Origin of the sequence: Chromobacterium rhizoryzae (assembly GCF_020544465.1) — a bacterium.
GTDB lineage: Bacteria > Pseudomonadota > Gammaproteobacteria > Burkholderiales > Chromobacteriaceae > Chromobacterium.
Map to the genome: position 1 here is coordinate 1356471 of NZ_CP066126.1, position 19858 is coordinate 1376328.

The following is a 19858-nucleotide window of genomic DNA, read 5'->3' on the forward strand; positions in this document are numbered from 1 at the left end:
CGTCGATCTCGGCGATTCAAGAACAAATATTCGGACAAAGAAGCAGACTGCATCATGGCAAGATCACAATGGGGCTCGCGCCTCGGTTTCATCCTCGCTGCCGCCGGCTCGGCCATTGGGCTGGGGGCGATCTGGAAATTTCCCTATGTCGCCGCCACCAATGGCGGCGGCGCCTTCCTGTTTATTTACCTGGGCATTTGCCTGACGCTGGGCCTGGCCCTGATGCTGGCCGAGATGGCCTTGGGGCGCGCGTCCAAGGCCGGCGCCGTCGGCGCTTTCCGGCAGTTGGCCGGCGGCGGCTGGCCCGTCATTGGTTATATGAGCGTCTTGGTGTGTTTCCTGATTCTGTCCTTCTACAGCGTGGTGGGCGGCTGGACCATCGCCTACATCGTCAAGGCGCTGGGCGGCGGCATCATGACGTCGGACGCCAAGACTCTGGGCGCCATCTTCAGCGGCTTCATCAGCGATCCGCTGGAGCCCATTGCCTATCACGCCGGCTTCGCCTTGCTGACGGTGTGGGTGGTGGCCGGCGGGGTGCAGAAGGGCATTGAAAACCTGTCCAAGTTCCTGATGCCGGCCTTGTTCGTGCTGATGCTGGTGCTGATCGCACGCGGCCTGACGCTGCCGGGCGCTTGGGAAGGCGTCAAGTATTTCGTGGCGCCGGATTTCTCCAAAGTCAGCAGCGCCATGCTGGTGGACGCCTTGGGGCTGGCCTTCTTTTCGCTGTCGCTGGGCCTGGGCATCATGATCACCTACGGTTCTTACGTCAGCAAAGAGTCCAATCTGCTGGGTTCGGCCCTATGGGTGATCGCCTTGACGGTGGCCACCTGCTTCCTGGCCGGCCTGATGGTGCTGCCGGCGGTGTTCGCCTTCGGCTTCGACCCCTCGGCGGGTCCGGGCCTGACCTTCATCACCATGCCGGCGGTGTTCGCCCACCTGCCGCTGGGGCAGGTATTCGCGGTGATGTTCTTCTGCCTGCTGCTGCTGGCGGCGCTGACGTCTTCGGTGTCCTTGCTGGAGGTGGTGACCAGCTTCGCGATGGACGAGTTCGGCCTCAAGCGCACGCAATCCGCCTGGGTGATGACGCTGGGCATTTTCCTGCTGGGCATACCCGCTTCGCTGTCGCTGGGCGTGTGGAGCGATTACCTGCTGTTCGGCATGAGCTTTTTCGATTTTCTGGATTACCTCACGTCCAAGCTGCTGATGCCGGTGGGCGAGCTGTTGCTGGCCTTGTTCGTGGGCTGGAAGGCTTGGCCTGTGGTGCGCCGCGAGTTGAGCGGCGAAGGCGCCGGCCGCGGCATGCGCCTGATGCGCGGCTTCTGCATGGCGATGGCGCCGGCCTTGATAGGCTGGATCATGATCGCCAGCCTGCGTGCGGCCTGATCGCCGCCGCCCCGCAACCCGCCGCTTTCGCGGCGGGTTTTTCTTTGCGCGCGCGTCCTGCCTGCGCGCGTCTCATGCCACTGTGTTTGCCTTGTCCAGCCATTGCCTATAGTTAGAGCGGTTGGCCGCTGCGTCAGGGTTGGGCTCCGGCGGTCCTTGGTCCATGGCTTGCGAACAGGATACCCGATGCACTTCCGTCTGAAGCTGGTGCACAAGCTGGCCTTGTTGATCGCTCCGCTGGTGCTGCTCTTGCTGTGCGGGGCCTTGTGGTTTGCCTTTACGCAGTGGCGGACGGTACAGGCTTTGCAGCGCGACCAGGCGCTGGTGGACGATGTGCAGCAAGTGGGGGCGCTGATTCACGCCTTGCAGATCGAGCGCGGCCTGAGCAACCGCTATCTGAACGAGCATAAGCCGATGCCGGCCGCCTTGCCGCGGCAAAAGGCGCAGGCCGACGCGCTGTTGACCCGCTTGCGCCAGCCGCCGGGCGACGAGTTGTCGCGCAAGGCCGGCCTGTTTCTTTCCCAGCAACTGCCGGCGGCGGAGCTGCTCTCGACCTTGCGCCGCGATGTGGCGCAGCGCCATATTTCGCCGCTGCCGGCGTTTGAACGCTACACCGAAATCATCGAGCGGCTCTCCAAGGTCATCACCCTGTTCTATTCGCAAAGCGAGGACGTGCGCGCCTTGGTGCAGCAATGGTCCGCCTTGCATTGCCAGACGGAGTACACCGGCCGCGCCCGCGGCTTGATCGGCGGAGTGCTGGCGGTGGGCAGTTTCAATATCAACGAGTTCCGCCTGGCCAGCGGCATGGTGTCGCAGGAGGCGCTGTGCCGCAGCCTGTACCGGCAGAACGACGGCGACGAACGCCTGCTGGCCCAGGCGATGGACGCGAGCGGGGCGTACGAGTCGCTGCGCGACGCGGTGCTGGCGCGCGGTCCGGGCGCGATGCAGAGCTTGTCCAGCGAAGAGTGGTTCGACGTGGCCAGCCGGCGCATCGATGCTTTGCTGGAGGTGCAGAACGCGGTGTTGATCCGGATTCGCGACGCGCTGGCGGCGCAGCAGTCCGCCGCGCGCTGGCAAAGCTGGCTGGCGTTGGCGGTGTTGGCCGGAGTGTTGCTGCCCATCGCCGCCGCGCTGCTGCTGGCGCGCAGCATCCTGCGGACCTTGGGCGCGGAGCCGGACGAGGTGGCGCAGGGCATGCGGGAGCTGGCCGGCGGCCAACTGGACTTCCGGTTGCGGCTGGCTTCGTCTGACGACAACAGCCTGGCCGCGCACATCCGCCAGATGGGGCGGAAGCTGAGCGGGGTGATTCTGCAGGTGCAGCAGGACGCGGACGCGGTGGCCAACGCCTCGCTGCAATTGAACAGCGCATCGCAGGGCCTGTCCGACAGCGCCTGCCGCACTTCTTCCGACATCGAGCAAACCAGCCACGCGGTGGATGAGATCGCCGGGCAGATGTTCGCGATGGCTCGCGACGCCAGCCGCAGCGGCGATGTCGCCAGCGAAGCCGCGCGTCAGGCCGAGGAGGGCAGGCGGGTTGTCGGCGAAACCATAGAGGCGATGCATGTGATCGCCCAGCGTACCGACATCATCGACGACATCGCCTATCAGACCAATTTGCTGGCGCTCAACGCCGCCATTGAGGCGGCGCGCGCCGGCGAGCTGGGCCGCGGCTTCGCCGTGGTGGCCGACGAGGTGCGCAAGCTGGCGATGCGCAGCCAGACCGCGGCCAAGGAGATCGGCCAGGTGGCGGCCGGCAGCGTGAGGCTGGCGGAAGAGGCCGGCAAGAGCCTGAGCGCCATCGTCGAATCCAGCCAGCAAACCCGGCAGCTGGTGCGGGACATCTCCAAGGAGGCCGTGGCCCAGGCGCAGCACGTGGGCGGCATCAATCAGGTGATGCAGGGCCTGAGCCAGCTGTCCCAGGGCAACGCCGCCGCCAGCGAGCAATTGTCGGCGGCGGCGCAGGAAGTGTCGCAGCGGGCCGGCAGCCTGCGCCGGCAAATGGCCTATTTCCGGCGGCCAACCGACGTTTAGCGCACTTCGCGCATATCGTCGCGCTGGACGCGCAGCCGCACAGGCGCGCCGTCGGCCAGCAAATCCGCCGGGTTGCGGTTCAGCCGGTCCACCTGCAGCAGCGCGCCGGCGCTTTCCACCTGATAACGGACGACATTGCCCAGCAATTGGCGCTGCTTCACCACCGCCGGCAGGCTGTCCGTTTCCGCGCTGTCGCCGGGCAGCAATTGAATCGACTCCGGGCGGATCGCCAGATGGCCCTGGATGTCCAGGCCGAACAGCGCCCGGCTGTCGCCGGCGGACAGCAGATTGTAATTGCCCATGAAGCGGGCGACGAATTCGGTGGCCGGCTGGGTGTAGATGGTTTCGGCGGCGCCCTCCTGCTCCACCTTGCCCTGATTCATCACGAAGATGCGGTCGGACAGGGTCAGCGCTTCTTCCTGGTCGTGGGTCACGAAAATAGTGGTCAGTCCCAGCCGGCGCTGAATGTCGCGGATCTGCTCGCGCAGATTCTTGCGGATGCGCGCGTCCAGCGCAGACAGCGGCTCGTCCAGCAGCAGAATGCGCGGCTCCACCACCAGCGCGCGCGCCAGCGCCACCCGCTGGCGTTGGCCGCCGGAGAGCTGATGCGGGTAGTGTCCCTCCTTGCCGGACAGCTCCACCAGCGCCAGCGCGTCCGCCACCTTGCGGCGGATGTCGGCGGCCGGCCGCTTCTGCATCTTCAAGCCGAAGGCGATGTTTTCGCCGGCGGTCATATTGGGAAACAGCGCATAGCTCTGAAACACCATGCCGATGCCGCGTTTTTGCGGCGCGCAGGCGGTGATGTCCTCGCCCTGCAGGCGGATGGCGCCGCCGCTGGGGGTTTCGAAGCCGGCGATCATGCGCAGCACCGTGGTTTTGCCGCAGCCGGATGGGCCGAGGAAGGTGACGAACTCGCCGGCCTCCACTCGCATATTGAAGTCGTGCACCACCGTGTGCTGGCCGTAGCGCTTGTTGAGGTGCCGGATGTCCAGGTATGCCATATGGGGTCTCTCTTATTCAGCCGCCGTCGCCTCGCGCAGCGCGCGACGGTGACGGCCGGCCACCTGCAGCAGGCCCATGGCCGCCCAGGTGATCAAAAAGGCGATGATGGCCAGCGCCGCCGGCTCGTAGGCCCGGTTGGCGCCGATCAATTGCAGATAAGGGCCGAAGGCCGGCCGCGCCAGCAAGCTGGCCATGGTGAATTCGCCGATGACGATGGCGAAGGTCAGAAAAGCGCCGGACAGCAGCGCGGATTGGATATTGGGGAAGATCACCCGCAGCAGAATCACCCGCCAGCCGCCGCCCAGGCTTTGCGCCGCCTCGGCCAGCGAACGCACGTCGATGGCGGACAGGCCGGCGTCGATGGAACGGTATAGATAGGGCAGGGCCAGCGTCACATAGCTGCAGACCAGCAAGAGATCGGTGCCGCGCTCGCTGCCGGTCAGGGGCAGCCAGGCGTCGCTGCCGAACAGGCGCAGATAGCCGAACACGATGACGATGGCCGGAATCACCAGCGGCAGCAAGGTGATGAACTCCACCAGCGGACGCAGCCGCGGCAGGCGGAGCTGGATCCAGAAGGCGGTGGGCGCCACCAGCAGGAGGCCGATGACGATGGTGAACACGGCCATCAGCGCGGAATAGGCGAAGCTTTGCTGAAAGCCGGGGTCTTGCAGCACCAGCTTGTAGGCTTCGAAGCTATAGCCTTCGCGCAGCATCTTCAGGCTGAACTCGAAGGTGGCCAACAAGGGCAGCAAGAAGTACAGGCCGCCGGCGACGACGGCGATCCAGGCGCCCAGGCGCGACGACGGTTTGTGGACAGGCTGGCGTTTCATGCCCGGCTCCTTTCCGCGCGGCCGCGCAGCCAGATGTAGGCGGCGTTGGACAGGCCGGTCACCACGATCATGCCCAAGGCCAGCGCGTAGCCCAGGTTCTGGTCGTGCAGCACATCGCCGCGGATTTGCGCGTACAGCAGGATGGTGACGATGTTGAGCGAGCTGCCGGTCAGCGCGTAGGCGGTGGCCACCGCGCCGAAGGCGTTGGCGAACAGCAGCAGCGCCGCGCCCAGGATGCTGGGCCACAGCACCGGCAGCGCGATGCGGCTCCAGTAGGCGAAGGCGGAACCGCCCAGGCTGTCGCAGGCCTCGCGCCATTCGGTTTTAAGGCCGTCTATGGCCGGGCTGACGATCAGCACCATCAGCGGAATCTGGAAATACAGATAGGTCAGCGTCAGGCCGCTGAAGCTGAGAATGCTGAAGCCGCCGGCGTAGAGATCGAAGTCCAGATAGCGGCGCAGCAACACCGTCACCAGGCCCATGCGGCCCAGCGTGGCCAGGAAGGCGAAGGCCAGCGGCACGCCGGCGAAGTTGGACGCCACGCCGGAAAAGGTGGCCAGCGTCGGGCGGATCCAGTCCGGCAGCCGGCCGCGGATCGCCGCCAGGGCCAGCAACAGGCCGAAGGCCGCGCCCAAGAGCGCGGAGGCGGCGCTGATCTGCAAGCTGATCTTGTAGGCGTCGAGAATCGCCGGCTCGAACAGCCGGGCGATATTGTTCAGCGTGAAATGGCCGTCGGCGTCCTGGAAGGCGCCCAGCAGCAGTCGGGCGGTGGGCAGCAGCAGGAAGAGCAGCGCAAACAGGAAGAACGGCGCCACGCCCAGCCAGGACAGCGAGACGAAGCCGCCGCCGGCGCGGCGCGGCGACGCCGGGCCGGAACGGCCGGCGAGAGAGTCGGAAGATGCGGACATGAGGGCGTGTTTCCAAAGAGAGCCCGCGCGCGGCGACAGCGCCGCGCGCCAAGGGGATGAGGCCGGCTTACTTGACGTTGCTGCCCACCACGCCGTCCCACTGCTTGGTGATCACCGCCTTGTAAGCCTCTTGCTGTTCCAGCGTGGGGAACAGGGCCTTCTTATAGGCGGCGGCGTCCGGCATCCGGCTCAGCAAGTCCTGCGGGATTTTCTTGCGCGCGGCCAGATCGTTGAAGCGGGTGGGGTGGCAATAGCCCTTGAGCCAGGCCAGTTGGCCTTCGTCGGAGAACAGGTATTCCTGCCACAGCTTGGCGGCGTTGGGGTGCGGCGCGTAAGCGCTGATGCCCTGGGCGTAAACGCCGGCCACCACGCCGCTCTTGGGCACCACCACTTCCACCTTGGGGTTGCCCTTCAAGGTGTCGCGGTCGGCCAGCGCGTTGTAGTCCCAGCGGATCACGATGGGGGTGCTGCCCTGGGCCAGCGAAGCCGCCTTGCCGATCACCGGCACGAAATTGCCGCTCTTGTTCAACTGCGCGAAAAACTTGAGGCCGGCGTCGGCGGCCTTGGCCACATTGCCCTTGGACTGGGACAGACCGGCGGCGAACACGCCCTGGATCGCCTGGTTGGCGGCGCGCGGGTCGCCGGCCAGCGCCACCGCGTTCTTGTACTCCGGCTTCAGCAGGTCGCTCCAGTCGGTCGGCGTCTTGGCGACCAGATCCTTGTTCACCTCGAAGGCCAGCACGCCGTAGTAATCGCCGTACCAATAGCCGTCCTTGTCCTTGACGCTGTCCGGAATGGTTTTCCAGTTGGAGACTTTGTACGGCTGCAACAGGCCGGCGGCCTTGGCTTGCGGGCCGAAGGACAGGCCCACGTCGATCACGTCCGGCGCCTGCGGGCCCTTATTGTTCTTGTTGGCCTTGATCGCCTCCAGTTCGTCGGCGGAGCCGGCGTCCGGATTGAGTTCGTTCACCTTGATGCCGTACTTGGCCTTGAAGCCGGCGATCACGCCGCCGTAGCCGCACCAGTCGTGGGGCAGGGCGATCACGTTCAGCTCGCCCTCTTTCTTGGCGGCCTGGATCAGCGCGCTCAGATTATCGGCGAAAGCGGTGTTGGCCAGCAGGGCCAGCGCGCCCAGAACGGCGCAGCGCAACGGTGTATTCATGGCATCCATCCCTTTGGACTAGGTCAAATAAAAGCGATGCTGATGGTATTCCGTGTAGATGACATTCCGGTTTAGCTCGCATGGCAGTTTGATTGCATGTCGGTGACAAATCGGCGCAAGGCCGGCCGGCGGCGCTGGCGGCCAGTCATTTCCTTGTCATTTTTTCTTGGTAAAAAGCCGGCGGAGACCTGATTGCTGGACTAGTCCTGATGCCTGAATCGAAACCGCTTTCCCAGGCCGCGCGCATCCGTGCCGCCTTATTGCAGCAAATCGACGGCGGCCTGCTGCGGCCGGGCGGCCGACTGCCGTCGGAGCGCGCGCTGGCGGAGTTGTTCGCCACCACCCGCATCACCTTGAAGGAGGCCTTGGGCGTGCTGGAGGCCGAAGGGCGGGTCTACCGCGAAGAACGGCGCGGCTGGTTTCTCGCGTTTCCGCGGCTGGAATACGCGCCGCTTTACGGCAACCATTTCCAGCGCATGGCCGACGCCCAGCAGCGCGCGGCGGAAACCCGGCTCTTGAGCGTGGAAACCGTGCTGGCCTCGCCCGAGCTGTGCCGGGCGCTGGCCGTGCCGCCGCTCAGCTCCTTGTGGAAAATCTGCCGTCAACGCAGCCTGGACGGCCGGGTGGCGCTATACGTGGAGCACTTCCTGAGACCGGAGCGCTTCCCGGACATCCAGGAGCTGGATTTGAGTCAATCGCTGACCGGTTTGTACCGCCGCCATTACGGCATCGAATACGCGGCGGCGGCTTTCGACATCCTGCCGGCGGCGGCGCAAGGCCGCGTGGCGCAAGCGCTGATGCTGGCCGAGGGCAGCCCCGTTCTGCTGGTGCGCCGGATCAATCGAGACGCCGCCGGCGAGACGCTGGACTGCGATTACGAGTACTGGCGGCACGACGCGGTGCGTCTGCGCGTGGACAGTCCTGCCGCGGTCGCGGCGAATTGAGCTACCATCGCGGCATTGGACACTGTTTGCAGGAGATCGCATGAGCCGCGTTTTAGTGTTGTACACCGGTGGCACCATAGGCATGACCGAAACCCCGGACGGCCTGGCGCCGTCTCCAGGCCTGTTGCCCGGCCTGCTGGAGCGTTTCCGCCGGCCCGGCCTGGATTTCGACGTGGTCGAGTTCGACGAGTTGATCGACTCCTCCGCCATCGAGCCGCGCCACTGGAACCGCATCATCGCCGCGCTGGCCGAGCGTTACGGCGACTACGACGGCTTCGTCGTCATCCACGGCACCGACACCATGGCTTATACCGCCGGCGTGCTGGCCTTCGCTCTGCGCGGGCTGGGCAAGCCGGTGGTGCTGACCGGCGCGCAGCTGCCGCTGCTGCACCCGCGCTCCGACGGCTGGAACAATGTCGCCGACGCGCTGGAGGCGGCCTGCCAGCCTGAGCTGCGCGAAGTCGTCATCGCCTTCGACCGCCTGCTGCTGCGCGGCAGCCGCGCCCGCAAGTTGGATGTGGAGCATTTCGCCGGCTTCGGCTCGCCCAACGCCGAACCGCTGGCCCGCTTCGCCATCCATCCGCACTGGAACAAGGCCGCCTGGTTGCCGGGGCAGGGCGAATTCCAGCCCAAGGCGCTGCGCGAAGACCTGAGCATCGCCTGCCTGTTCCTGAGTCCGGGGCAGGGCGCGGCGCTGGCCGGCCGCCTGATGGCGGACCCGATGTTGGACGCGGCGGTGCTGATGAGCTACGGCAGCGGCAACGCGCCGGCCGATCCGGCGCTGCTGGACGGGGTGAAGGCCCTGACCGCGCGCGGCGGCGCCGTGCTCAACATCACCCAGGCGCCGCGCGGCGCGGTGGAGGTGGGCGCTTACGCCGCCAGCCAGCCGCTGGCGCGCGCCGGCGCGGTGGCCGGGGCGGACCTGACGCCGGAAGCGGCGCTGGCCAAGCTGCACGTGCTGCTGTCCGCCGGTCTCAGCGGACAGCAACTGGCGGCGCAATTGGCTAAGCCCTTGCGCGGCGAGATGAGCGCGCATTAAGACGCCGTGCGCGACCCAGGCTGCTCATTTTTTGAGCGGCCTTTTTTTGTGCCGGTTTTTCAGGGCTTTGCCGCGCTTGTCCACAACTCGCCCACACGGCTTTGCACCTTGGGTGTGGGCAAACGGGAAAATGGGCGCGGCGGGGCCGGGCCGGCGATGGACGGCGTGCGGCGCATGCCTTCGTCTTGAATTGGCGCTGATTTTTGCTTAAAAAATGAGCAAAAGAAAATGCACTTGGCGGAACAAGGACTTGGCGGCTTTATCCACAATTGTCCCACATGGCTTTTCACGCTGGATGTGGGTAATCCATCGGTCTGCCTATTTTTTGATCTTCACGGTCAAATCCATTTTGCGGCAAGGGCTTAGCTTCCTTGTCCACAGCTGGCGCACAGGGCTGTCCCCTTTGCTTGTTGAGAACAGCGGCCCGGCTGTTGATAGCGCGGCAAGCGGCGTATAATTGACCGCTTTTCCGTATTTTGAGAGCAGCCGGATGTCAGAAGGCGCGGCGCGGCCGTTGAAGATCGCCATCGTGGGGCCGGAGTCCTGCGGCAAGACCACGCTGGCGCGCGCGCTGGCGGCGGCGCTGAACGAGGCGGGCATCGCCGCCGCCTGGGTGCCGGAATACGCGCGCGATTATTTCGCCGCGCGGCCGTACCGCTCCACGCCGGAAATCATAGAGGATGTGGCGCGTGGACAGTTGGCGGCGGAACAGTCCTTGGCCGGCGGCGTCCAAGTTTTGCTGTGCGACACCACCGCCTTGAATTGCAAGATCTGGAGCGAAGTGGCGCACGGGCATTGCAGCCCCGGCTTGCTCGCGCTGTGTCGGCCCGGCGATTACGCCTTGACCCTGCTGGCCGAGCCGGACATCCCCTGGGAGCCGGACCCGCTGCGCAGCCACCCGACCCAGCGCGATTGGCTGTTCGGCCTCTACCGGCAGGCGCTGCAAGACGCGGGCGTTGACGCGACGCGGGTGAGCGGCGCGCATGAAAGGCGCATGGCTCAGGCGCGGGCGGCGTTGGCCGCCCTCTGGCCGGGCGAGTTGCCTAAATTTTGAGCGCAAAGAATAAAGCGCTGGAAATTCAGCAAATTGCCGCAATTATCCACAACAGGCCCACAAGCTTGTCCTGCCATGGCGTGGATAGTTGTCGGCGATAGATTAAAAAATAAGCGACAGTAAAAAGGCGTGAAAAATGAAGGCGCTGCGGTTCTTGTCCACAGCCCGCTCACAGCCCTGTCCCAATCGAGTGTGCAAAAATGAACGAAACCTTTGAATTGAGCGGCGAATACATCGCCTTGTGCGACCTGCTGAAAATCTGCAATGTCTGCGATTCCGGCGGCGCCGCCAAACATTTCATCGCCGAAGGCAATGTGCGAGTGGACGGCCAGGAGGAACTGCGCAAGACCTGCAAGATCCGCGCCGGCCAGCAGGTCAGCGGCGAAGGCTTTTCCATCCGCGTCGTGGCGGCATGAACGACGACGACTTCGACCCGCCGCCGGACGCGCCCGAGCCCCCGCCGGACGACGCTTGCTGCGGCAGCGGCTGCGACCCGTGCATCTGGGACAGCTATAACGCCTTGATGACGGAATACCGCGCCAAACTGGCCGCCTGGGAGTTGCGCGAAGCCGCGCGCCAGGCCGCCGCCAACGGACAATAAGCATGGCCAGCATCGATCTGCATTTCCACTCCCACGCCTCCGACGGCGCTTTGCCGCCGGAGCAGGTGATCGCGCGCGCCGCCGAGCGCGAAGCCACCCTGGTGGCGCTGACCGACCACGACTGCACCCACGGCCTGGCCGCGGCGCGGGCCGAGGCGGCGCGCCAGGGCCTGGCCTTCCTCAACGGCGTCGAAGTCTCGGTCACCTGGGGCAAGCACACCGTGCACATCGTCGGCCTGGGCATAGACCCGGACCAGCCGACCTTGGCCGCCGGCCTGCAATCCATCCGCGACGGGCGCGTCAACCGCGCGCGGCAGATGTCGGACGAACTGGTCAAGGTGGGCATTCAGGGCGCGTTCGACGGAGCGATGGCCTTGTGCGACAACCCGGAAATGATAGGCCGCACCCACTTCGCCCGCTTCCTGGTCAATAGCGGCCAGGTCAAGGACGTGCGCACCGTGTTCCGCAAATTCCTGACGCCGGGCAAGCCCGGCTACGTGGCGCACGAATGGGCCGGCCTGGAAGACGCGGTGGGCTGGATTCTGGCCGGCGGCGGCGAGGCGGTGATCGCCCATCCCGGCCGCTACGATATGGGCCGCACCCTGATCGAGCGGCTGATCAACGATTTCAAGCAGGCCGGCGGCCGCGGCATCGAAGTGGCCAGCGGCAGCCACAGCCTGGACGATATGCACAAGTTCGCCTTGCTGGCGGACCGCCACGAACTGTACTCCAGCGCCGGCAGCGATTTCCACGCTCCAGGCGAGGGCGGCCGCGACGTCGGCCGCACCGACGACCTGCCGCCGATCTGCAAACCCATCTGGGACGCGCTGGCCGCGCGCATCATCCGGCCGGCGGACCCGGCACAAGGCTGACCCACATGGCACAGTTTTTCATGATCCATCCGGACAATCCGCAAGCGCGGCTGGTGCGCGAAGCGGTGAAAATCCTGCGCGAGGGCGGGGTGGTGGTCTATCCCACCGACTCCTGTTACGCCTTGGGCTGCATGCTGGGCGACAAGCCGGCGATGGAGCGCATCCTGGAGATCCGCCAGCTGGACCTGCGTCACCACCTGACCCTGGTCTGCCACAATCTGTCGGAGCTGGCCAATTACGCCAAGGTGGACAACAGCCAGTTCCGCATGTTGAAGGCCGCCACCCCCGGCAGCTACACCTTCATCCTGCAAGCCACCCGCGAAGTGCCGCGCCGCACCCTGCACCCCAAGCGCTCCACCATCGGGCTGCGGGTGCCGGACCACAAAGTGGCGCTGGCCCTGCTGGAAGAGCTGGGCGAACCCATCCTGTCCTGTACCCTGATGCTGCCCGGCGACGAGGAACCGCTGACCGACCCGTATGAAATCCGCGAGCGGCTGGAGCACGCGGTGGACGCGGTGATAGACGGCGGCTGGTGCGGCACCGAGCCCACCACCGTGATCGACATGACCGAGGGCGTGGAACTGCTGCGTCGCGGCAAGGGCGACCCGTCGCCGTTTGGTCTATAAACTCCGCTTTTGCCTCCCGACACCGTTTTCAACCCACAAGAGACATCATGGGCGACATTAACCTGATCCAGAAAATCACCATTTACGCGCTGCCGGTGCTGTTCGCCATCACCCTGCACGAGGCCGCTCACGCTTACGCCGCGCGCCGTTTCGGCGACAGCACCGCCTATATGATGGGGCGGATGACGCTGAACCCGCTCAAGCACATCGACCCGATCGGCACCGTGCTGCTGCCCTTGCTGTCGGTGACGCTGGGCGGCTTCATCTTTGGCTGGGCCAAGCCGGTGCCGGTCAACTTCGGCGCGCTGCGCAAGCCGCGCGAGCACGGCCGGCTGGTGGCCGCCGCCGGGCCCGCCTCCAATCTGCTGATGATGCTGATGTGGGTGCTGCTGTTCAAACTGGCCATCGGCATGGATACCAGCTACAGCGAGCCGCTGGCGCTGATGAGCCAGGCCGGCATCGGCATCAATATCTCGCTGATGCTGCTCAATCTGCTGCCCATCCTGCCGCTGGACGGCGGCCGCATCGTGGAGAGCTTTCTGCCGCCCGGCATGGCCTGGAAGTACGCCAAGCTGGAGCCTTACGGCATGTGGGTGCTGCTGGCCTTGATCTTCACCGGCCTGCTGACCACCATTTTGCGGCCGTTTTACGGCCTGATGTACGGCCTGGTGCGCGCCCTGATCTAAGAGTGTGTTTACGATCTTGCGAGTGAGAGCGAGACAAGGCGTATTCCCCGTGTAACGCTCCACGACGCGCAGCAGATCGTAAACCGACTCTCAAGCGCCCGGCTCCCCCCAATCCTGACGCGCCGGACTTCGTTTCCGGCGCGGTCGCGCATATTTTCTGAAACGGAATTCAAACATGTTCGCCAACCGCATTCTCTCCGGCATGCGCCCCACCGGCAGCCTGCACCTTGGCCACTACCACGGCGTGATCAAGAACTGGGTGCAGCTGCAAAGCACTCACGACTGCTACTTCATGGTGGCGGACTGGCATGCGCTGACCACCAATTACGACGACGTCTCCATCATCGGCAAGAGCGTGTGGGACATGGTGATAGATTGGCTGGCCGCCGGCGTGGACCCGGAACAGGCCACCGTCTTCATCCAGTCCAAAGTGCCGCAGCACGCGGAACTGCACCTGGCGCTGTCCATGGTGACCCCGCTGTCCTGGCTGGAGCGGGTGCCCACCTACAAGGACCAGATCGAAAAACTGTCCACCAAGGACCTGGGCACTTACGGCTTCCTCGGCTACCCGCTGCTGCAGGCCGCCGACATCCTGATCTACAAGGCCGGCCTGGTGCCGGTGGGCGAAGACCAGGTGCCGCACATCGAGCTGACCCGCGAAGTGGCGCGCCGCTTCAACAACCTGTTTGGCCGCGAACCCAACTTCGAAGAACTGGCCCGCGCCGCGGTGAAGAAGATAGGCAAGGCCGGCAAGGAGTTCGACCGCCTGCGCACCGCCTATCTGCAAGACGGCAACGCCGAAGCCTTGGCCGGCGCGCGCGAAATCCTGGCCGCCAGCCAGAATCTGGGCGCGGCGGACCGCGAGCGGCTGTTTGGCTGGCTGGAGAACAAGGGCAAGAGCATTCTGGCCGAATGCGAGGCGATGCTGACCGAGGCGTCCAAGATGCCGGGCCTGGACGGTCAGAAGATGTCCAAGTCCTACGGCAACACCATCACCATGCGCGAAGACCCGGCCACCGTCACCAAAAAAGTGCGGGCGATGCCGACCGATCCGGCCCGCGTGCGCCGCACCGATCCGGGCAGCCCGGACAAATGCCCGGTATGGCAGCTGCACCAGGTGTACAGCGACGCCGATACCCGCGAATGGGTGAAGCAGGGCTGTACCAGCGCCGGCATCGGTTGCCTGGACTGCAAGCAACCGGTGATAGACGGCGTACTCCGCGAACAGCAGCCGATGTTTGAACGCGCCGAGCAGTATCTGAGCAACCCCAAGCTGGTCAAGGAAGTGGTGGCCGCCGGCAACGCCAAGGCCGAGCAAGTGGCGCGCGCCACCATGCAGGACGTCAAGGAAGCGATGGGGCTGGGCTACTGAGCGCCTGACCCGCCCTGGCTTGCCAGTCCTGGGCGGGTAGGCTGGCTACCGCCTCACTACGACCATGACCACGGCCGCGGCGGAAGCGGCGGCGCATCCGGGTCGTTGGGGTGCGGCGGCGTCAAGGCGCGCCAGGCTTCCAGTTCCGCCATGTCCTGCTTACGCGCCTCCCAGGCCCTCAGCATCAGCGGCGTCGGCTGCCACGGCTCGGCGCCGAACTCCGGCAGCCGCGGTTCGGCGCGCCACGCCGCCTTGAGCGCCGCTTCCGCCGCCGCCGGCCGCTGGCTGAAGGCCCGCAACGCCGGGTCCAGCTCCGCCATCGGCAAGGCCGCTCCGCTCTGCGGGTCGGTGAAGCTCAGCTCCGGCAGCGCCCCGGCCGGCCACTGCGGCCAGCCGCGCCCGCTCAAGACCGGCAAGCCCAGCGACGGCAAGATCAAGCCCAGCAGATAGCGCGGGTCCTTGCGCTTGATCGCGAAACCGACGCTGCCCAGCGTCACCGCCAGCCCCACCACCCGGCCGGCTATCATCAGCGGCGATAGCGGCTTGTTGGATTCGTCGTCGTAGAACACCGTGCGGTAGCGGAAGTAGTCGGTCCACGGCTCGCGGGAGCCAATCCAGCTGGAGTACATGAACCAGGCGCGCGAATCGTGGATGTGCTCGTCGTACAGCAGCACCAGATCGCGCAGCTCGTGTTGGCCGAACAAGGTTTTTTCCTTGGCCTGGCCGCCCTCGCGGATGCTGGCGTACTCGGCGGCCTCGTCGTCGCTGTTGAGCAGGTAAACGGTGCCGCCCAGCAGCAGATCGAACACCCCGTCGATGACGCTGCTGGGGTCGCCGGACAACTGCCACTCCGGCACATAATCCTTGCGGAAGTCCTTGGCGCCGTGCTCCAGCTGCTGCTGGTCGATCACCGGCTCAAAGCCCTTGTCGATATTGACCCGGGTGGCCACGCCCGGCCGCGTCACCATCTGCTCGCTGCCGTCCTTGGCCTTGCCGCCGTCCGGAATCGGCTTGCCGGCGGCGGCTTTGGCTATCAGTTCGCGGTCATCGTTGAGTTGCTTCTGTTGCTCCGGCGACAGTGCCGGCGGCGGCTTGTTGTCGCGCCGGGCCAGGTCCTCCTGCAATTGCCGGCCATGCTCGCGCTCCAGCGCCTGGCGCAGCGGCTTGGGCTGGTCCTTGCCGTCGCAACGCTTGAAATAGTCCTGCCGCGCCTGATCATGTTCGTACTCGTAAATACAGCGCGACCCGGCAATCCAGCGGTGGATGCGCCAGCCGGTGATCCAGGCGATCTGGCTGCGCAACACGTCTTCCAGTCCGCCGGCCTGGGCTTGCCCCAGCCAGGCGTTGAAGCGGGTGATGAGTTCAGGAGATACAAAAAACTCAGCCCGAACCGTCGGGTCCATAACCCGCCACGGTTCGCTCTCGCGCACGCTGAGCGGGAGCGCCAGTTCCGGCATGGTGAAGGGCGCGCCGGCCTCGAAGGCCGCGCGGTACATATCGTGCAGCGGTATCTGCGACAACAGCAGCCACTGCCGTTCGGGAAACTCGGGGTCCACGCCCTTGCCCTGCTCGCCGGGCGGGTAGCCGCCGCCGACATCGCTATGCACACCGGGATACAGCGTCTCGACGCAGCCGGCGCGGTAGCGCGACTGGGTGTTGGCCTGCTTGGGGTCATCGCGGCGGCGGATGCTGTCCAATGGAAAGCTGGCGCGCTGCTCGTGGGCGGCGACGAAGTGCTGGCACTGCTCCAGGAACAGGGGGTTGTCGGACAGGCGTAACTGGCTGTCGCCGGCCCAGGCCATGTGGCCGTCGGCCATCGGCAGGCTATTGGCCAGGCCGACGGTGGCGACGGTGTCGAACAGGCCCATAAAGCGAATCGAGATCGGGATGCCGATCAAGCTGTGCTGGACCTCCACCGCCCCCTCCGGCGCATCGGCGGGCCGGGTCAGCGCCTCCAGCCAGCGGGCGAACACCCTGGCCTCGGCGGCGCCGCGGGAGAAACCGTAAACGTAGAGGCGGATGCCCAGCACCGTGGGCCGGGACCTGGCATAGCGGGCCTCGGCCAGTGCCTCCAGCTGCGGCCGCAAGGCATCCTGGCGGTAACGGTAGCCATTCGGCTGCGAGCCGGCGGTGCGCATCTGCGTGGTGATCAGCTCTTTGGCTTCTTCATCAGGCAAGGGCGGCAGGCCGTAATTCTGGCGCAAAGCGTGAATCACCCGGGTCAGTCCCCAGTTGATGCGATCCTCGCCGCCATTGGCGAAGATCAGGCCGCTGCTCATCGGCGTCAACTCGCCGATCTCCGGGAAGCGGGTGCCGACGCCGGGAATGTAGTAGCGGTACAGGCCCTGATCCTTCAGCTTGCTGCCAGGAGAACTAAGAATGTCCGTAGCATCGCCCGGCAGCAAGCCCATGGTGGCATGGAACAGCCGGGCGATGTTCGAGGTGGAACGCGGCTTGGCCTCACGGTCCGATGGCTCATGGTTATTGGTGCCGTCGAAGAACAGGGAGATGGTGATGCTCTTGGTGCAACTGGTCGAAGAATAGGCCGGACCGCCTTCGGCGGCGCGGCGGCGGCGGCGGGCTTTTTCGGCGTTCTCGTCACCGGCCTGTACGTTCAGGTTCTGCCGGCGTTCGGCCAGCGTGGTGGGTAGCAGGCCGCTCTCGGGGAAGGGGCCTGAGCGAAGCTGTACCGCTTCGGGCTTGGGACGGCTGTCTATTTGGGACATGTCTTGGGCTCCTGCATTCTGAGGGGTTCTTGTACGGGGTAGCCAGGATCGCCGTAATAGCCACCGCAATAGCTCACCACTCTGATCTGATCGCATGGCAGGAAGTGGACGTTGAGGCCACAGGATTTCTCATAGCGTGGGATTTCGACAACGGCGCGGTGTTGGGTGTAGTTGGCGGCATGGCGTTCATACGCCTCCATATCGTATTGGCGCCCAGTTTTGTCCAACGCAATCGGAGCCCTGGGGTTAGGGTCTTTTTCCCACTCGACGGTGGCCATCAGTCCAGGCCGCCATTGGCGCGGCAACGCGGCGCAGCAGGTTTGTGAACCGCCGCCGCTAAACGGGCTGACATTGGGGCCGCCGGCGCGGTTGACGCTGAAGCGGTTGATGGCGGCCGAGGTGTGGTTATAGCCCTCGACCGGTGCGGGCAGCATCTCGGTGGACGGTTTATTGCCCATGGCCTGGGCCGGCAATAGCGCGGCGAGGACCAGCGCGGCCAGGCCGTGTTGGATGGACCGCCAGACGGCGGCGAGCTCAGACATGATCCACTCCTTGCTTGCGGTGAGGGGGGCGGCACAAACCTGTGGTTTCAAGAAACACAGGGAAAGACACGGGTCGGGCTTGGGGGGGTGTTGTTCGTGTCCTTCCGTGTGTTTCCGTGGGGAAAGCGGCATGGAACAGCCGGGCGGTGTTCGAGGTGGAACGCGGTTTGGCCTCACGGTCCGACGGCTCATGGTTATTGGTGCCGTCGAAGAACAGCGAGAGGGTGATGCTCTTGGTGCAGGTGGGCGAGGCATAGACCCGTCCGCCCTCGGCGGCGGCCTTACGGCGGCGGTATTTCTCGTCGCTGAGGTCGCGCTCCTTCAACTGCTCATTGTTTAGCCGCTGCCGGTAATTGAGTGGCAGCAGGCCGTTGTCGGGGAAGGGCTCGGCACGGATGTGGACGGCTTCGGGGGCGGGACGCTGGTCTATTTTGGACATGTCTTGGGTTCCTTCATCTTGAGGGGCTCTTGTACCGGGTAGCCAGGGTCGCCGTAATAGCCGCCGCAATAGCTGACGACCTTGACCTGATCACAGGGCAGGAAGTGGACATTGAGGCCGCAGGACTTCTCATAGCGGGGGATTTCGACGACGGCGCGGTGTTGGGTGAATTCCGAACGGATGCGTATCGCTTCTGATGGGAGGATCTGCCCATTTTTATCCCGCTTAATCGGTGAATTGGGATTGGGGTCTTTTTCCCATTCGACGGTGGCCATCAGTCCCGGCCGCCACTGGCGCGGCAGCGAGGCGCAGCAGGATTGTTTGCCGCCGCCCTGGTAGGGTCCGATATTGGGTCCGCCGGCACGGTTGACGCTGAAGCGGTTGATGGCGGCGGAGGTGTGGTTATAGCCCTCGACGCCCGCGGGAACCATCTCGGTGGACGGCTTATTGCCCATGGCCTGGGCCGGCAGCAGCACGGCGAAGGCCAGCAGGGCCAGGCTGGCTTGGGAGGACCGCCAGGTGACGAACTCAGACATGGTCAACTCCTTTCTTGCAGTGAGGGGAAACGGCACAAGCTGGTTAGCACGGAAACACAGGGAAAAACACGGCGCGGGCTTTGTGGGTGTTGTCCATGTCCTTCCGTGTGTTTCCGTGGCAAAAACGGCATGGGGCAGCCGGGCGAGATTCGAGGTGTTCAACGGCTTGGCTTCACGATCCGACGGCTCATGGTTATTGGTGCCGTCAAAGAACAGCGAGAGGGTCAGGCTCTTGGTGCAGGTGGGCGAGGCGTAGACCGGCCCGCCCTCGGCGGCGGCCTTGCGGCGGCGGTATTTCTCGTCGCTGAGGTCACGCTCCTTCAACTGCTCATTGTTCAGCCGCTGCCGGTAATTGAGCGGCAGCAGGCCGTTGTCGGGGAAGGGCTCGGCACGGAGGTGGACGGCTTCGGGGGCGGGACGCTGATCTACTTGGGGCATGTCTTGGGTTCCTTCATCTTGAGGGGCTCTTGTACCGGGTAGCCAGGGTCGCCGTAATAGCCGCCGCAATAGCTGACGACCTTGACCTGATTACAGGGCAGGAAGTGGACATTGAGGCCGCAGGACTTCTCATAGCGCGGGATTTCGACGACGGCGCGGTGTTGGGTGAATTCAGCACGGACACGTTCTTGTTCCGATGGAAGGATCCGACCATATTGGTCCCGCCGGAAGGGAGACATCGGGTTGGGGTCTTTTTCCCATTCGACGGTGGCCATCAGTCCCGGCCGCCACTGGCGCGGCAGCGAGGCGCAGCAGGATTGTTTGCCGCCGCCCTGGTAGGGTCCGATATTGGGTCCGCCGGCGCGGTTGACGCTAAAGCGGTTGATATTGGCGGAGGTGTGGTTATAGCCCTCGACCGGTGCGGGCAGCATCTCATTGGCCGGCTTGCTGCCCATGGCCTGGGCCGGCAACAGCGCGGCGAGGGCCAGCGCGGCCAGGCCGTGTTGGATGGACCGCCAGACGGCGGCGAAGTCAGGCATGATCCACTCCTTTCGCGGTAGAAAGCCAAGTCCGGCCATGGCGTCGCTCTGCCTCGATTTGGGTTCGGACGTGAGATCAAATGCATGTTTTGCTTAAATATTTTACATATTAAAAATAGATAACGCGA

Annotated in this window: 21 protein-coding genes; 11 read left to right on the plus strand and 10 right to left on the minus strand. The window is 65.2% G+C overall.

The features are described 5' to 3' along the window. Positions 1 to 54 precede the first annotated feature (54 nt). Positions 55 to 1383 carry a sodium-dependent transporter gene (locus JC616_RS06240; protein ID WP_227107269.1) on the plus strand — a complete coding sequence of 443 codons (1329 nt, stop codon included), beginning with the start codon at positions 55 to 57 and terminating at the stop codon, positions 1381 to 1383. Between the two features lie 186 nt (positions 1384 to 1569). Next, complete coding sequence (locus tag JC616_RS06245) at positions 1570 to 3414, plus strand: methyl-accepting chemotaxis protein (protein ID WP_227107270.1); 1845 nt, start codon at positions 1570 to 1572, stop codon at positions 3412 to 3414. Here the strand turns inward: JC616_RS06245 and JC616_RS06250 are convergent. The 4 genes from JC616_RS06250 to JC616_RS06265 form a co-directional block, all read right to left on the minus strand. Then, a complete protein-coding gene (locus tag JC616_RS06250) occupies positions 3411 to 4415 on the minus strand; it encodes an ABC transporter ATP-binding protein (RefSeq protein WP_107799989.1) in 1005 nt (334 codons plus the stop codon). The genes JC616_RS06245 and JC616_RS06250 overlap by 4 nt on opposite strands. Positions 4416 to 4427: 12 nt before the next feature. Beyond that, complete coding sequence (locus JC616_RS06255) at positions 4428 to 5246, minus strand: ABC transporter permease (RefSeq protein WP_227107271.1); 819 nt, start codon at positions 5244 to 5246, stop codon at positions 4428 to 4430. After that, positions 5243 to 6154, minus strand: a complete 912-nt coding sequence (locus tag JC616_RS06260) for an ABC transporter permease (RefSeq protein ID WP_107799987.1) — start codon at positions 6152 to 6154, stop codon at positions 5243 to 5245. Before JC616_RS06260 ends, JC616_RS06255 begins: the two co-directional genes overlap by 4 nt. Positions 6155 to 6221: 67 nt before the next feature. Continuing rightward, positions 6222 to 7316 carry an ABC transporter substrate-binding protein gene (locus tag JC616_RS06265; RefSeq protein ID WP_199225895.1) on the minus strand — a complete coding sequence of 365 codons (1095 nt, stop codon included), beginning with the start codon at positions 7314 to 7316 and terminating at the stop codon, positions 6222 to 6224. 209 nt (positions 7317 to 7525) lie between these two features. Here JC616_RS06265 and JC616_RS06270 point away from each other — a divergent pair, with 209 nt between their 5' ends. Both JC616_RS06270 and JC616_RS06275 read left to right on the plus strand, forming a co-directional pair. Next, entirely contained in the window at positions 7526 to 8260 is a 735-nt protein-coding gene (locus JC616_RS06270; RefSeq protein WP_107799985.1) for a UTRA domain-containing protein, read from the plus strand. A gap of 40 nt (positions 8261 to 8300) precedes the next feature. Then, positions 8301 to 9299: an asparaginase gene (locus JC616_RS06275; RefSeq protein WP_227107273.1), complete on the plus strand. Its 999-nt coding sequence runs from the start codon at positions 8301 to 8303 to the stop codon at positions 9297 to 9299. Positions 9300 to 9617: 318 nt separating this feature from the next. On the opposite strand, the gene JC616_RS06280 is transcribed toward JC616_RS06275, so the two are convergent. Then, the gene (locus JC616_RS06280; RefSeq protein WP_227107275.1) at positions 9618 to 9827 is read right to left on the minus strand and encodes a hypothetical protein; all 210 of its coding nucleotides are present in this window, start codon (positions 9825 to 9827) and stop codon (positions 9618 to 9620) included. Here JC616_RS06280 and JC616_RS06285 point away from each other — a divergent pair. From JC616_RS06285 to JC616_RS06315, 7 genes are all read left to right on the plus strand, one after another. Beyond that, positions 9814 to 10353 (plus strand): AAA family ATPase, encoded by a 540-nt coding sequence (locus JC616_RS06285; protein ID WP_227107277.1) that lies wholly within the window; start codon positions 9814 to 9816, stop codon positions 10351 to 10353. The two genes, JC616_RS06280 and JC616_RS06285, sit on opposite strands and share 14 nt — an antisense overlap. A gap of 200 nt (positions 10354 to 10553) precedes the next feature. Next, entirely contained in the window at positions 10554 to 10769 is a 216-nt protein-coding gene (locus JC616_RS06290; RefSeq protein ID WP_107799982.1) for an RNA-binding S4 domain-containing protein, read from the plus strand. After that, entirely contained in the window at positions 10766 to 10954 is a 189-nt protein-coding gene (locus JC616_RS06295) for an oxidoreductase-like domain-containing protein (RefSeq protein WP_227107279.1), read from the plus strand. The genes JC616_RS06290 and JC616_RS06295 overlap by 4 nt, the downstream gene beginning before the upstream one ends. A gap of 2 nt (positions 10955 to 10956) precedes the next feature. Continuing rightward, positions 10957 to 11826 (plus strand): 3',5'-nucleoside bisphosphate phosphatase, encoded by an 870-nt coding sequence (locus tag JC616_RS06300; protein ID WP_227107281.1) that lies wholly within the window; start codon positions 10957 to 10959, stop codon positions 11824 to 11826. Positions 11827 to 11831: 5 nt separating this feature from the next. Then, positions 11832 to 12452: an L-threonylcarbamoyladenylate synthase gene (locus JC616_RS06305; RefSeq protein ID WP_107799980.1), complete on the plus strand. Its 621-nt coding sequence runs from the start codon at positions 11832 to 11834 to the stop codon at positions 12450 to 12452. Positions 12453 to 12499: 47 nt separating this feature from the next. Next, positions 12500 to 13138 carry a site-2 protease family protein gene (locus JC616_RS06310; RefSeq protein WP_107799979.1) on the plus strand — a complete coding sequence of 213 codons (639 nt, stop codon included), beginning with the start codon at positions 12500 to 12502 and terminating at the stop codon, positions 13136 to 13138. A 175-nt stretch (positions 13139 to 13313) separates the two neighbouring features. Then, complete coding sequence (locus JC616_RS06315; protein WP_048414603.1) at positions 13314 to 14510, plus strand: tryptophan--tRNA ligase; 1197 nt, start codon at positions 13314 to 13316, stop codon at positions 14508 to 14510. Positions 14511 to 14566: 56 nt separating this feature from the next. Here the strand turns inward: JC616_RS06315 and JC616_RS06320 are convergent, their stop codons facing one another. The 5 genes from JC616_RS06320 to JC616_RS06340 are packed head-to-tail and all read right to left on the minus strand — an operon-like array spanning position 14567 to position 19730. Next, a complete protein-coding gene (locus JC616_RS06320) occupies positions 14567 to 17236 on the minus strand; it encodes a T6SS phospholipase effector Tle1-like catalytic domain-containing protein (protein ID WP_227107283.1) in 2670 nt (889 codons plus the stop codon). Further along, entirely contained in the window at positions 17224 to 17778 is a 555-nt protein-coding gene (locus JC616_RS06325; protein ID WP_227107285.1) for a DUF3304 domain-containing protein, read from the minus strand. The genes JC616_RS06320 and JC616_RS06325 overlap by 13 nt, the downstream gene beginning before the upstream one ends. Further along, positions 17771 to 18217, minus strand: coding sequence for a hypothetical protein (locus JC616_RS06330; RefSeq protein WP_227107286.1), 447 nt, complete (start codon positions 18215 to 18217; stop codon positions 17771 to 17773). Before JC616_RS06330 ends, JC616_RS06325 begins: the two co-directional genes overlap by 8 nt. Next, the gene (locus JC616_RS06335) at positions 18205 to 19191 is read right to left on the minus strand and encodes a DUF3304 domain-containing protein (protein ID WP_227107287.1); all 987 of its coding nucleotides are present in this window, start codon (positions 19189 to 19191) and stop codon (positions 18205 to 18207) included. Before JC616_RS06335 ends, JC616_RS06330 begins: the two co-directional genes overlap by 13 nt. Beyond that, on the minus strand, positions 19179 to 19730 hold the full coding sequence (locus JC616_RS06340) for a DUF3304 domain-containing protein (RefSeq protein ID WP_227107288.1): 552 nt from the start codon (positions 19728 to 19730) through the stop codon (positions 19179 to 19181). Before JC616_RS06340 ends, JC616_RS06335 begins: the two co-directional genes overlap by 13 nt. Between the last annotated feature and the right edge of the window lie 128 nt (positions 19731 to 19858).

What these genes read in the sequence shown, in the direction of transcription:
- JC616_RS06240 (WP_227107269.1), top strand. Translation starts at nt 55, where the DNA reads ATGGCAAGATCACAATGGGGCTCGCGCCTCGGTTTCATCCTCGCTGCC.
- JC616_RS06245 (WP_227107270.1), top strand. Translation starts at nt 1,570, where the DNA reads ATGCACTTCCGTCTGAAGCTGGTGCACAAGCTGGCCTTGTTGATCGCT.
- JC616_RS06250 (WP_107799989.1), bottom strand. Translation starts at nt 4,415, where the DNA reads ATGGCATACCTGGACATCCGGCACCTCAACAAGCGCTACGGCCAGCAC.
- JC616_RS06255 (WP_227107271.1), bottom strand. Translation starts at nt 5,246, where the DNA reads ATGAAACGCCAGCCTGTCCACAAACCGTCGTCGCGCCTGGGCGCCTGG.
- JC616_RS06260 (WP_107799987.1), bottom strand. Translation starts at nt 6,154, where the DNA reads ATGTCCGCATCTTCCGACTCTCTCGCCGGCCGTTCCGGCCCGGCGTCG.
- JC616_RS06265 (WP_199225895.1), bottom strand. Translation starts at nt 7,316, where the DNA reads ATGAATACACCGTTGCGCTGCGCCGTTCTGGGCGCGCTGGCCCTGCTG.
- JC616_RS06270 (WP_107799985.1), top strand. Translation starts at nt 7,526, where the DNA reads ATGCCTGAATCGAAACCGCTTTCCCAGGCCGCGCGCATCCGTGCCGCC.
- JC616_RS06275 (WP_227107273.1), top strand. Translation starts at nt 8,301, where the DNA reads ATGAGCCGCGTTTTAGTGTTGTACACCGGTGGCACCATAGGCATGACC.
- JC616_RS06280 (WP_227107275.1), bottom strand. Translation starts at nt 9,827, where the DNA reads ATGGCGATCTTCAACGGCCGCGCCGCGCCTTCTGACATCCGGCTGCTC.
- JC616_RS06290 (WP_107799982.1), top strand. Translation starts at nt 10,554, where the DNA reads ATGAACGAAACCTTTGAATTGAGCGGCGAATACATCGCCTTGTGCGAC.
- JC616_RS06295 (WP_227107279.1), top strand. Translation starts at nt 10,766, where the DNA reads ATGAACGACGACGACTTCGACCCGCCGCCGGACGCGCCCGAGCCCCCG.
- JC616_RS06300 (WP_227107281.1), top strand. Translation starts at nt 10,957, where the DNA reads ATGGCCAGCATCGATCTGCATTTCCACTCCCACGCCTCCGACGGCGCT.
- JC616_RS06305 (WP_107799980.1), top strand. Translation starts at nt 11,832, where the DNA reads ATGGCACAGTTTTTCATGATCCATCCGGACAATCCGCAAGCGCGGCTG.
- JC616_RS06310 (WP_107799979.1), top strand. Translation starts at nt 12,500, where the DNA reads ATGGGCGACATTAACCTGATCCAGAAAATCACCATTTACGCGCTGCCG.
- JC616_RS06315 (WP_048414603.1), top strand. Translation starts at nt 13,314, where the DNA reads ATGTTCGCCAACCGCATTCTCTCCGGCATGCGCCCCACCGGCAGCCTG.
- JC616_RS06320 (WP_227107283.1), bottom strand. Translation starts at nt 17,236, where the DNA reads ATGTCCCAAATAGACAGCCGTCCCAAGCCCGAAGCGGTACAGCTTCGC.
- JC616_RS06325 (WP_227107285.1), bottom strand. Translation starts at nt 17,778, where the DNA reads ATGTCTGAGCTCGCCGCCGTCTGGCGGTCCATCCAACACGGCCTGGCC.
- JC616_RS06330 (WP_227107286.1), bottom strand. Translation starts at nt 18,217, where the DNA reads ATGTCCAAAATAGACCAGCGTCCCGCCCCCGAAGCCGTCCACATCCGT.
- JC616_RS06335 (WP_227107287.1), bottom strand. Translation starts at nt 19,191, where the DNA reads ATGCCCCAAGTAGATCAGCGTCCCGCCCCCGAAGCCGTCCACCTCCGT.
- JC616_RS06340 (WP_227107288.1), bottom strand. Translation starts at nt 19,730, where the DNA reads ATGCCTGACTTCGCCGCCGTCTGGCGGTCCATCCAACACGGCCTGGCC.